Source organism: Streptomyces sp. KPB2 (assembly GCF_003950055.1).
In the GTDB taxonomy this organism is placed as follows: domain Bacteria; phylum Actinomycetota; class Actinomycetes; order Streptomycetales; family Streptomycetaceae; genus Streptomyces; species Streptomyces salinarius.
On record NZ_CP034353.1, the window covers coordinates 4,952,814 to 4,965,452 of the forward strand.

Annotated in this window: 6 protein-coding genes and 3 rRNA genes; 8 read left to right on the forward strand and 1 reads right to left on the reverse strand. The window is 65.1% G+C overall.

The annotated features are described in order from the left end of the window. Positions 1-91: 91 nt before the first annotated feature. From manA to D1J63_RS22325, 4 genes are all read left to right on the forward strand, one after another. A complete protein-coding gene (gene manA / locus D1J63_RS22305) occupies positions 92-1,243 on the forward strand; it encodes a mannose-6-phosphate isomerase, class I (RefSeq protein WP_125631108.1) in 1,152 nt (383 codons plus the stop codon). Positions 1,244-1,368: 125 nt separating this feature from the next. Continuing rightward, on the forward strand, positions 1,369-2,349 hold the full coding sequence (locus tag D1J63_RS22310; protein ID WP_125631111.1) for a cation diffusion facilitator family transporter: 981 nt from the start codon (positions 1,369-1,371) through the stop codon (positions 2,347-2,349). A 279-nt stretch (positions 2,350-2,628) separates the two neighbouring features. Next, entirely contained in the window at positions 2,629-4,086 is a 1,458-nt protein-coding gene (ahcY, locus tag D1J63_RS22320) for an adenosylhomocysteinase (protein WP_102932743.1), read from the forward strand. A 119-nt stretch (positions 4,087-4,205) separates the two neighbouring features. Further along, complete coding sequence (locus D1J63_RS22325) at positions 4,206-4,820, forward strand: hypothetical protein (protein WP_125631115.1); 615 nt, start codon at positions 4,206-4,208, stop codon at positions 4,818-4,820. Positions 4,821-4,844: 24 nt separating this feature from the next. On the opposite strand, the gene D1J63_RS22330 is transcribed toward D1J63_RS22325, so the two are convergent. Beyond that, entirely contained in the window at positions 4,845-5,777 is a 933-nt protein-coding gene (locus D1J63_RS22330; RefSeq protein WP_125631117.1) for an RDD family protein, read from the reverse strand. Between the two features lie 126 nt (positions 5,778-5,903). On the opposite strand from D1J63_RS22330, the gene D1J63_RS22335 reads away from it, so the two are divergent. The 4 genes from D1J63_RS22335 to rrf all read left to right on the forward strand — a co-directional run bounded on the left by D1J63_RS22335 (position 5,904) and on the right by rrf (position 12,601). Further along, a complete protein-coding gene (locus D1J63_RS22335) occupies positions 5,904-6,911 on the forward strand; it encodes a stage II sporulation protein M (protein WP_125631119.1) in 1,008 nt (335 codons plus the stop codon). A gap of 554 nt (positions 6,912-7,465) precedes the next feature. Further along, positions 7,466-8,992 (forward strand): 16S ribosomal RNA (locus tag D1J63_RS22345). 285 nt (positions 8,993-9,277) lie between these two features. Next, positions 9,278-12,400: ribosomal RNA gene (locus D1J63_RS22350) — 23S ribosomal RNA — on the forward strand. Positions 12,401-12,484: 84 nt separating this feature from the next. Further along, positions 12,485-12,601 (forward strand): 5S ribosomal RNA (gene rrf / locus D1J63_RS22355). Together the 16S, 23S and 5S rRNA genes form the textbook arrangement of a ribosomal RNA operon. Positions 12,602-12,639 lie beyond the last annotated feature (38 nt).

Consider the following 12,639-nt stretch of genomic DNA (forward strand, 5'->3'; position numbering starts at 1 on the left):
CGTACGCACCATCACCCCCGTACGACCTCCCCGTACGACGTCCTGGTACGACTCCCACGTACCACCGCGCACGCACCGGCAGAGAGAGCCCATGGACCGCCTCGACAACACCGTCCGCCCCTACGCCTGGGGTTCCACCACCGCGATCCCGACCCTGCTCGGGACCGAGCCGACCGGCGAACCGCAGGCGGAGATGTGGATGGGTGCCCACCCGGGCGCCCCCTCCCGAACGGGCCGGGGCACCCTCGCCGAGGTCGTCGACGCCGACCCCGAGAAGGAACTGGGCGCCGCGTCCGTCGCCAAGTTCGGTCCCCGGCTGCCCTTCCTCCTCAAGCTCCTCGCCGCAGGTGCCCCGCTCTCCCTCCAGGTCCACCCCGACCTCGCCCAGGCCAGGGCCGGCTACGAGGACGAAGAGCGCCGCGGTGTCCCCCTGGACGCCCCGCACCGCAATTACAAGGACGCCAACCACAAGCCCGAACTGGTCTGCGCCCTCACCGACTTCGACGGCCTGTGCGGCTTCCGCGCCCCGGCCGAGACCGCCGACCTGCTCGACGGCCTCGGAGTCGCCTCCCTCAAGCCGTACGTCGACCTGCTGCGCGCCCACCCCGAGGACGCCGCCCTGCGCGAGGTCCTCACCGCCATCCTCACCGCCGACCCCGAGGAGATGTCCCGCACGGTCACCGAGACCGCGGCCGCCTGCGACCGCCTCGGCGGCCCCTACCGGCCCTACGCCGACGTCGCCCACCACTACCCGGGCGACCCCGGCGTCCTCGCCGCCCTGCTCCTCAACCACGTCCGGCTCCAGCCCGGCGAGGCCCTGTACCTGGGCGCCGGCATCCCGCACGCCTACCTCAACGGCCTCGGCGTCGAGATCATGGCCAACTCCGACAACGTCCTGCGCTGCGGCCTCACCCCCAAGCACGTCGACGTCCCCGAACTTCTGCGCATCGTCCGCTTCGACGCGGGCGACCCCGGCGTGCTGCGCCCGGAGGCGTCCCCCGACGGCGAAGAGGTCTACGACACCCCGACCGACGAGTTCCGCCTGTCCCGCTACGTCCTGCCCGAGGGGTCCGCCACCCACGACCTCACCCTGCCCACCCCGCAGATCCTGCTCTGCACGGCGGGCACCGTACGGGCGGGCGAACACGAACTGGCCCCCGGCCGCTCCGTCTTCGTCCCCGCGCACGAAAAGGCCGAAGTGTCCGGAACCGGCACGCTCTTCCGGGCCACCGTGCGCGTCTGACCCGGGTCTGAGAGGCGTACGACGGGGCATCCGGCACGTCGGGGTTCGCGCGGGCTGCAAGAATGGCGCACCGCAAAGGCGGGGCAAAGCCGGCCACGGACGTAGGCGAAGGGACAACGCGACACATGAGCGCGTCAGGCGGTACCAGGGCGATCGTGGCGGCACTGCTCGCCAACCTCTCGATCGCGGTGGCGAAATTCGTGGCGTTCCTCTTCAGCGGATCGTCGTCGATGCTCGCCGAGTCCGTGCACTCCGTCGCCGACTCGGGCAACCAGGGCCTGCTGCTGCTGGGCGGCAAGCGGGCCCAGCGCGAGGCCACCCCGCAACACCCCTTCGGCTTCGGCCGCGAGCGCTACATCTACGCCTTCCTCGTCTCCATCGTGCTCTTCTCCGTCGGCGGCATGTTCGCCCTCTATGAGGGCTACGAGAAGATCAAGCACCCGCACGAACTGGAGCACTGGTACTGGCCGGTGGGCGTCCTGGTCTTCGCGATCATCGCCGAGGGCTTCTCCTTCCGGACCGCCATCAAGGAGTCCAACCCGCTGCGCGGCAAGAAGTCCTGGAAGGAGTTCATCCGCCACGCCAAGGCCCCGGAGCTGCCGGTCGTCCTCCTGGAGGACCTCGGCGCCCTGGTCGGCCTGATCCTCGCCCTCGGCGGCGTCGGCCTCGCCCTGCTCACCGGCAACGGCGTCTGGGACGGCATCGGCACCCTGTGCATCGGCATCCTGCTCATCCTGATCGCGCTGGTCCTCGCCGCCGAGACCAAGTCCCTGCTGCTCGGCGAGGCCGCCGGCACCGAGGTGGTCCAGCAGATCGAGGCCGCGGTCGTCTCCGGCGACACCGTCACCGGCATCATCCACATGCGCACCCTCCACCTCGGCCCCGAGGAACTGCTCGTCGCCGCCAAGATCGCCGTCCGCCACGACGGCACGGCCACGGAGATCGCCTCCGCCATCGACGCCGCCGAATCGCGGATCCGCGAGGCGGTCCCGATCGCCCGCGTCATCTACCTGGAACCGGACATCTACAGCGAGTCCGAGGCCGCCAAGGGCCCCGATCCCGAGGCGACCCCCGGCGGCCCGACCGCCCCGCCCGCAGCCCACTGACCACGCCCGGCGCCCGTCATCACCCTGCGTGAACGTCCGGAAGTGTTCGGAGGCGGACTGGGGACGGCGGGCGCCCGCGGTGTAGCTTGGGACGGAGCCAGACGTCGCTGCTGATGGCGGTCGGGCGGTCCACGACGGACCGGCCGAGGGAGAGAGGGCCTCCGACGGACTGCGCTGCGCGCACGCGGGCATGCCTGTGTCCTCTTCGGGGCACCCCTGTGTCCGCCGCCGCGCAGGTCAGCCGTACCCACCTCGACCCAACCCGAGGAGCAGCCCGTAATGACGACTGTCGACAACCGACAGGACTTCAAGGTCGCCGACCTCTCCCTGGCCGCGTTCGGCCGCAAGGAGATCACCCTCGCCGAGCACGAGATGCCGGGCCTGATGGCGATCCGCAAGGAGTACGCCGAGGCCCAGCCGCTCGCCGGCGCCCGCGTCACCGGCTCCCTGCACATGACCGTGCAGACCGCGGTGCTCATCGAGACCCTGGTCGCCCTGGGCGCCGAGGTCCGCTGGGCCTCCTGCAACATCTTCTCCACCCAGGACCACGCGGCCGCCGCCATCGCCGTCGGCCCGAACGGCACGCCCGACAACCCGCAGGGCGTCCCGGTCTTCGCCTGGAAGGGCGAGACCCTGGAGGAGTACTGGTGGTGCACGGAGCAGGCGCTGACCTGGCCGAACACCCCCACCGGCGGCCCGAACATGATCCTGGACGACGGCGGTGACGCCACCCTCCTCGTCCACAAGGGCGTCGAGTACGAGAAGGACGGCAAGGTCCCCTCGGTCGACACCGCCGAGTCCGACGAGCACCGCGTCATCCTCGAACTCCTCACCCGCACGGTCAGCGAGAGCCCGCAGAAGTGGACCCAGCTGGCGTCCGAGATCCGCGGCGTGACCGAGGAGACCACGACCGGAGTCCACCGCCTGTACGAGATGCACCGCGACGGCACCCTGCTGTTCCCGGCGATCAACGTCAACGACGCGGTCACCAAGTCGAAGTTCGACAACAAGTACGGCTGCCGCCACTCCCTGATCGACGGCATCAACCGCGCCACCGACGTCCTCATCGGCGGCAAGACCGCCGTCGTCTGCGGCTACGGCGACGTGGGCAAGGGCTGCGCGGAGTCCCTGCGTGGCCAGGGCGCCCGGGTGATCATCACCGAGATCGACCCGATCTGCGCCCTGCAGGCGGCGATGGACGGCTACCAGGTCACCACGCTGGACGAGGTCGTCGACAAGGCCGACATCTTCGTCACCACGACCGGCAACAAGGACATCATCATGGCCTCGGACATGGCCAAGATGAAGCACCAGGCCATCGTCGGCAACATCGGCCACTTCGACAACGAGATCGACATGGCCGGCCTCGCCAAGACCCCGGGCATCGTCAAGGACGAGGTCAAGCCGCAGGTCCACACCTGGACCTACCCCGACGGCAAGGTCCTCATCGTCCTCTCCGAGGGCCGCCTGCTGAACCTGGGCAACGCCACCGGTCACCCGTCGTTCGTGATGTCCAACTCGTTCGCGGACCAGACCCTGGCCCAGATCGAGCTGTTCACCAAGCCCGACGCGTACCCGACCGACGTCTACGTGCTTCCCAAGCACCTCGACGAGAAGGTCGCCCGGCTCCACCTCGACTCCCTCGGCGTCAAGCTGACCACGCTCCGCCCGGAGCAGGCCGAGTACATCGGCGTCAAGGTCGAGGGCCCGTACAAGGCGGACCACTACCGCTACTGAGCCAGCCGGTTCCCACGGCTCCTCGCCCACGAGACAGGCCCCCGCACCCCCGTGCCGGGGGCCTGTCCCGTTGCCGCCTCAGCGGTCGGACCAGCAGCCCGTCACCACCCAGGACACCCATGCCCCGCGGCCGTTATTCGCTCCACGATCCGCACGACCACACCCCCCTCGCAGAAGAACACTTCCAATGCGCCCCCGGCCCCTCCGGCTGGCGCTACGTCTCACAGCTGACCACCCCCACCGGGGACCACCACGGCTCCGTCGACCTCACCCTCGACGAACTCGGCCGCCCCCTCCGCCTCGAACTCCACGCCGCCGACTGGCAGGTGCGCGGCGCCGCCCTCGACGGCGTCACCTGGGTCCGCACCGACCCCACCGGAGTCCACGCCACCGAAGGCAATGCGCGCGCCCACGCCTTCACCGGCACCTCCCCGGCCTTCCTCGTCGCCGTCACCCGTCTCCTGCGCCTCACCCCCTCCGCATCAGCCACCCGCGTACGCCTCGTCGCCCTCACCGATCCGGTCCTCGCCCCCCGCACCGTGGACCAGTCCTGGGCCTTGCTGAACAGAGAAGCACACGCCACTGACAACGGCCCGCTCGTCGTCGACGAATACCAGGTCACAGCCCTGGACACGGGCGAGCAGCACTCCGTGCACATCGCCGGCGACGTCGTACTCGCGGCCCCCGGTGTCGAGCTGGAGGACCTGGAGACACCACCGTCCGTGTTCCCGTGAGGGGCGCCGGACGATTGACGGTGCCTACGCGGGCGGCACGAACCCGGTCCCGCGGCGGCCGTCCGACGGCACGTCCCGCGACACCTCGGGCAGGTCGCCGGACGGCGGTACAGACGGCGGGGTGATCGGCGCGGGCGCCGACGGGGGAGTCGGCGCAGGAGACACCGGCACCCTCGGTGCCGCCGGGGCGGCAGGCCCGCCCGCCGAGGCCTCGCCGAACGCCCGCCGGGCCTCCCGTGCCTGCCGTTCCTGCAGCACCGCCGCCAGATACGCGGGCGGCGGCACCTCCCGCGGCACCGGAGCACCCGTATGGGCCGCCACATCGGCGGCGAGCCGCTCGGCCATGGCCCAGCCGACGCGTGGATCCAGCTGACCCGCCCGCGTCAGGTACTGACGGACGGCGAGCCACAGATCGTCGGGCACCGCGGAAAGGTCGAGCCCCGAGAACCGCCCCGCCAGCCACGGCGGAGGCGGCGGCATGAAGCCCGGCGACGAGAACGGCACCCTCTCCCGCACGACCAGCGTGCCCGCGAACACGTCACCGAGCCGCCGCCCCCGCGCCGACACCAGCGAGGCGATACAGGCGATCACCCCGAACGTCATGAGGATCTCGATCACCCCGATCAAGCCCCGCACCAGCGCATGACGGAAACGGATGGGTCCGCCGTCGTCCCGCACCACCCGCAGCCCGCACGCCATCTTCCCGAGCGACCGCCCATGACTGAGCGTCTCCACGGCGATCGGCCCGCCCACCAGGACGAGGACGAAGGTCGCGATCGTCAGGGCGGTCTGCGCCGCCCCGTCCAGGGACGAGGTGGAGGCCACCAGCGCGATGGTCACCGCGACGTAGACGGCCACCGTCACCACCAGGTCGAGCAGAACGGCCAGCGCCCTGCTGGGCAGCCGCGCGGGACGCAGCTCCAGCGCCACCGCCTCGCCCGTCACCAGCTCACTCACGCCCGCCGCCCTTCCCCTGAATGCCCCCGTCCCCGCCAGTCTGCCAAGCTGAGGACGCACCGCGCCGCAGTACGACAAGCTGATCCACGACGAGCCGCCGACGATAGCCGAGGAGCAGGCACACCGATGGACCTCGACGTCTTCGTCTCCGCCCACCGCGCGGAGTGGGACCGCCTCGACGCCCTCCTCCGGCGCCGGCGCCGACTGACCGGCGCCGAGACCGACGAACTCGTCGCCCTCTACCAGCGCACGGCGACCCACCTCTCCCTGATCCAGTCCAGCGCACCCGACCCCCAGCTGACCGGACGGCTCAGTCAACTGGTGGCACGCGCGCGCAGTGTCGTGACAGGCACCCGACGCGCCTCCTGGCGCGACGTCACGCGATTCCTGACCCGGCAGTTCCCGGCGGCCGTCTACCGGGCCCGCCACTGGTGGGTCCCCACGGCACTCCTGTCGACCGCGGTCGCCGCGCTCCTGGGCTGGTGGATCGGCACCCACCCGGAGGTGCAGTCCACCATCGCGGCACCGAGTGAACTGCGCGAGCTCACCCGTCCGGGCGGCCAGTACGAGACGTACTACTCGAGCAACCCGGCGGCCTCGTTCGCGGCCCAGGTGTGGACGAACAACGCCTGGGCCGCCGCGCTCTGTCTCATCCTGGGTGTCTTCCTGGGGCTACCGGTCATCTGGATCCTCTTCCAGAACATGCTCAACCTCGGCGTCGGCTTCGGCCTGATGTCGTCGGCCGGCCGCCTCGACACCTTCCTCGGCCTGGTCCTGCCCCACGGCCTACTCGAACTGACAGCGGTGTTCGTCGCCGCGGGCACCGGCCTGCGGCTGGGCTGGACCCTCATCGACCCGGGCCCCCGTACCCGACGCGTCGCCCTCGCCGAAGAGGGCCGGGCGGCCATCGGCATGGCGGTCGGGCTGGCCCTCGTCCTCTTCGTCTCCGGCGCCATCGAAGGCTTCGTCACCCCGTCAGGCCTGCCCACCTGGGCCCGCATCACCATCGGAGTCGCGGCCGAGCTGGCCTTCCTCGTCTACGTCTACGTCCTCGGCGGCCGCGCCGTGCGCGCCGGCGACACGGGCGATGTCGAGGCGGCCGAACGCAGCGCCACCGTGCCGACGGCCGCCTGATGTGCATCCCACCCCGGCGAGCTGCTACTGTCCTCTTCGTTCCCGCAAGAGCCGTTGACACGGAGCGAGCGGGGAGGTAGATTAGAACAGTTGCCTGGAGACGGGTTCACCCCAGAGGGCAACAGTGAACATCTACCAGCTTCTCCGAATCGAAGAATTCGACGAAGCAACCTCCCGATGAATCGGAAACGAACGGCCGGTCAGACCGCCCCGAAACTTCTGATAAAGTCGGAACCGCCGGAAAGGGAAACGCGAAAGCGGGAACCTGGAAAGCACCGAGGAAATCGGATCGGAAAGATCTGATAGAGTCGGAAACGCAAGACCGAAGGGAAGCGCCCGGAGGAAAGCCCGAGAGGGTGAGTACAAAGGAAGCGTCCGTTCCTTGAGAACTCAACAGCGTGCCAAAAGTCAACGCCAGATATGTTGATACCCCGTCTCCAGTCATTCGGCTGGGACGAGGTTCCTTTGAAACACACAGCGAGGACGCTGTGAACGTCGGGACTATTCCTCCCGATGTTCCGCTCTCGTGGTGTACGCCGGATAACCGGCAAACATTCACGGAGAGTTTGATCCTGGCTCAGGACGAACGCTGGCGGCGTGCTTAACACATGCAAGTCGAACGATGAACCACCTTCGGGTGGGGATTAGTGGCGAACGGGTGAGTAACACGTGGGCAATCTGCCCTGCACTCTGGGACAAGCCCTGGAAACGGGGTCTAATACCGGATACTGACCTGCCAAGGCATCTTGGCGGGTCGAAAGCTCCGGCGGTGCAGGATGAGCCCGCGGCCTATCAGCTTGTTGGTGAGGTAATGGCTCACCAAGGCGACGACGGGTAGCCGGCCTGAGAGGGCGACCGGCCACACTGGGACTGAGACACGGCCCAGACTCCTACGGGAGGCAGCAGTGGGGAATATTGCACAATGGGCGAAAGCCTGATGCAGCGACGCCGCGTGAGGGATGACGGCCTTCGGGTTGTAAACCTCTTTCAGCAGGGAAGAAGCGAAAGTGACGGTACCTGCAGAAGAAGCGCCGGCTAACTACGTGCCAGCAGCCGCGGTAATACGTAGGGCGCAAGCGTTGTCCGGAATTATTGGGCGTAAAGAGCTCGTAGGCGGCTTGTCGCGTCGGTTGTGAAAGCCCGGGGCTTAACCCCGGGTCTGCAGTCGATACGGGCAGGCTAGAGTTCGGTAGGGGAGATCGGAATTCCTGGTGTAGCGGTGAAATGCGCAGATATCAGGAGGAACACCGGTGGCGAAGGCGGATCTCTGGGCCGATACTGACGCTGAGGAGCGAAAGCGTGGGGAGCGAACAGGATTAGATACCCTGGTAGTCCACGCCGTAAACGGTGGGCACTAGGTGTGGGCAACATTCCACGTTGTCCGTGCCGCAGCTAACGCATTAAGTGCCCCGCCTGGGGAGTACGGCCGCAAGGCTAAAACTCAAAGGAATTGACGGGGGCCCGCACAAGCGGCGGAGCATGTGGCTTAATTCGACGCAACGCGAAGAACCTTACCAAGGCTTGACATACACCGGAAAGCATCAGAGATGGTGCCCCCCTTGTGGTCGGTGTACAGGTGGTGCATGGCTGTCGTCAGCTCGTGTCGTGAGATGTTGGGTTAAGTCCCGCAACGAGCGCAACCCTTGTCCCGTGTTGCCAGCAACTCTTCGGAGGTTGGGGACTCACGGGAGACCGCCGGGGTCAACTCGGAGGAAGGTGGGGACGACGTCAAGTCATCATGCCCCTTATGTCTTGGGCTGCACACGTGCTACAATGGCCGGTACAATGAGCTGCGATACCGCAAGGTGGAGCGAATCTCAAAAAGCCGGTCTCAGTTCGGATTGGGGTCTGCAACTCGACCCCATGAAGTCGGAGTCGCTAGTAATCGCAGATCAGCATTGCTGCGGTGAATACGTTCCCGGGCCTTGTACACACCGCCCGTCACGTCACGAAAGTCGGTAACACCCGAAGCCGGTGGCCCAACCCCTTGTGGGAGGGAGCTGTCGAAGGTGGGACTGGCGATTGGGACGAAGTCGTAACAAGGTAGCCGTACCGGAAGGTGCGGCTGGATCACCTCCTTTCTAAGGAGCACATGGCCGACTGCAAGCAAATGTCTTGCACGGTTGCTCATGGGTGGAACGTTGACTACTCGGCACACTCGATCCTGATCTTCTCGTTAGTACTGCTTCGGCGTGGAACACGAGTGAGGGAAGGCGAGGGTGTCGGGCACGCTGTTGGGTGTCTGAGGGCACGGCCGTGAGGCTGGGTCTTCGGTTGCCGGCCCCAGTGCACTCGGGATTGTAAGTCTCGGGGTGATGGGTGGTTGGTCGTTGTTTGAGAACTGCACAGTGGACGCGAGCATCTGTGGCCAAGTTTTTAAGGGCGCACGGTGGATGCCTTGGCACCAGGAACCGATGAAGGACGTGGGAGGCCACGATAGGCCCCGGGGAGTCGTCAACCAGGCTTTGATCCGGGGGTGTCCGAATGGGGAAACCCGGCAGTCGTCATGGGCTGTCACCCGCTGCTGAACACATAGGCAGTGTGGAGGGAACGCGGGGAAGTGAAACATCTCAGTACCCGCAGGAAGAGAAAACAACCGTGATTCCGGGAGTAGTGGCGAGCGAAACCGGATGAGGCTAAACCGTTCACGTGTGAGACCCGGCAGGGGTTGCGTGTGCGGGGTTGTGGGATCTCACTTCTGTTGTCTGCCGGCAACAGGGCGAGTCAGAAACCGTTGATGTAGGCGAAGGACATGCGAAAGGTCCGGCGTAGAGGGTAAGACCCCCGTAGTCGAAATGTCAGCGGCTTGCTTGTGAGACACCCAAGTAGCACGGGGCCCGAGAAATCCCGTGTGAATCTGGCGGGACCACCCGCTAAGCCTAAATATTCCCTGGTGACCGATAGCGGATAGTACCGTGAGGGAATGGTGAAAAGTACCGCGGGAGCGGAGTGAAATAGTACCTGAAACCGTGTGCCTACAAGCCGTGGGAGCGTCGGAACAAGGCTTGCCTTGTTCTCGTGACTGCGTGCCTTTTGAAGAATGAGCCTGCGAGTTTGCGGTGTGTTGCGAGGTTAACCCGGGTGGGGAAGCCGTAGCGAAAGCGAGTCCGAACAGGGCGATTCAGTAGCACGCTCAAGACCCGAAGCGGAGTGATCTAGCCATGGGCAGGTTGAAGCGGCTGTAAGAGGTCGTGGAGGACCGAACCCACCAGGGTTGAAAACCTGGGGGATGACCTGTGGTTAGGGGTGAAAGGCCAATCAAACTCCGTGATAGCTGGTTCTCCCCGAAATGCATTTAGGTGCAGCGTCGTGTGTTTCTTGCCGGAGGTAGAGCACTGGATAGGCGATGGGCCCTACCGGGTTACTGACCTTAGCCAAACTCCGAATGCCGGTAAGTGAGAGCGCGGCAGTGAGACTGTGGGGGATAAGCTCCATGGTCGAGAGGGAAACAGCCCAGAGCATCGACTAAGGCCCCTAAGCGTACGCTAAGTGGGAAAGGATGTGGAGTCGCACAGACAACCAGGAGGTTGGCTTAGAAGCAGCCACCCTTGAAAGAGTGCGTAATAGCTCACTGGTCTAGTGATTCCGCGCCGACAATGTAGCGGGGCTCAAGCGTACCGCCGAAGTCGTGTCATTCATACAATAGGGCCAACGCCTGTATGGATGGGTAGGGGAGCGTCGTCTGCCGGGTGAAGCAGCACCGGAAGGTAGTTGTGGACGGTTGACGAGTGAGAATGCAGGCATGAGTAGCGATACAAACGTGAGAAACGTTTGCGCCGATTGACTAAGGGTTCCTGGGTCAAGCTGATCTGCCCAGGGTAAGTCGGGACCTAAGGCGAGGCCGACAGGCGTAGTCGATGGATAACCGGTTGATATTCCGGTACCCGCTGTGAAGCGTCAAACATCGAACCAGGCGATGCTAAGTCCGTGAGACCGCCTGCTGCCGGCTTTGCCGTCAGTGGGAGTGGTGGAGCCGACGAACCAGACCTGTAGTAGGTGAGTGATGGGGTGACGCAGGAAGGTAGTCCATCCCGGGCGGTGGTTGTCCCGGGGTAAGGGTGTAGGCCGCAAGGTAGGTAAATCCGCCTTGCATACGGCTGAGACCTGATGCCGAGCCGATTGTGGTGAAGTGGATGATCCTATGCTGTCGAGAAAAGCCTCTAGCGAGTTTCATGGCGGCCCGTACCCTAAACCGACTCAGGTGGTCAGGTAGAGAATACCGAGGCGTTCGGGTGAACTATGGTTAAGGAACTCGGCAAAATGCCCCCGTAACTTCGGGAGAAGGGGGGCCACACCTGGTGACCGGATTTACTCCGTGAGCTGGGGGTGGCCGCAGAGACCAGCGAGAAGCGACTGTTTACTAAAAACACAGGTCCGTGCGAAGCCGTAAGGCGATGTATACGGACTGACGCCTGCCCGGTGCTGGAACGTTAAGGGGACCGGTTAGCTCCATTTCGGTGGGGCGAAGCTGAGAACTTAAGCGCCAGTAAACGGCGGTGGTAACTATAACCATCCTAAGGTAGCGAAATTCCTTGTCGGGTAAGTTCCGACCTGCACGAATGGCGTAACGACTTCTCGACTGTCTCAACCATAGGCCCGGTGAAATTGCACTACGAGTAAAGATGCTCGTTTCGCGCAGCAGGACGGAAAGACCCCGGGACCTTTACTACAGTTTGATATTGGTGTTCGGTTCGGCTTGTGTAGGATAGCTGGGAGACTGTGAAGCTCGCACGCCAGTGTGGGTGGAGTCGTCGTTGAAATACCAGTCTGGTCGTGCTGGATGTCTAACCTGGGTCCGTGATCCGGATCAGGGACAGTGTCTGATGGGTAGTTTAACTGGGGCGGTTGCCTCCTAAAGAGTAACGGAGGCGCCCAAAGGTTCCCTCAGCCTGGTTGGCAATCAGGTGTTGAGTGTAAGTGCACAAGGGAGCTTGACTGTGAGACCGACGGGTCGAGCAGGGACGAAAGTCGGGACTAGTGATCCGGCGGTGGCTTGTGGAAGCGCCGTCGCTCAACGGATAAAAGGTACCCCGGGGATAACAGGCTGATCTTCCCCAAGAGTCCATATCGACGGGATGGTTTGGCACCTCGATGTCGGCTCGTCGCATCCTGGGGCTGGAGTCGGTCCCAAGGGTTGGGCTGTTCGCCCATTAAAGCGGTACGCGAGCTGGGTTTAGAACGTCGTGAGACAGTTCGGTCCCTATCCGCTGTGCGCGTAGGAGTCTTGAGAAGGGCTGTCCCTAGTACGAGAGGACCGGGACGGACGAACCTCTGGTGTGCCAGTTGTTCTGCCAAGGGCATGGCTGGTTGGCTACGTTCGGGAGGGATAACCGCTGAAAGCATCTAAGCGGGAAGCCTGCTTCGAGATGAGGACTCCCACCCCCTTGAGGGGTTAAGGCTCCCAGTAGACGACTGGGTTGATAGGCCGGATCTGGAAGCACCGTGAGGTGTGGAGGTGACCGGTACTAATAGGCCGAGGGCTTGTCCTCAGTTGCTCGCGTCCACTGTGTTGGTTCTGAAACCACGAACAACCCCACGTCCACAGCGTGGTGCGGTTGAGAGTTTCATAGTGTTTCGGTGGTCATAGCGTAGGGGAAACGCCCGGTTACATTTCGAACCCGGAAGCTAAGCCTTACAGCGCCGATGGTACTGCAGGGGGGACCCTGTGGGAGAGTAGGACGCCGCCGAACAATTATTGCGAGGAAGCCCCGCACCGGGAACGGTGCGG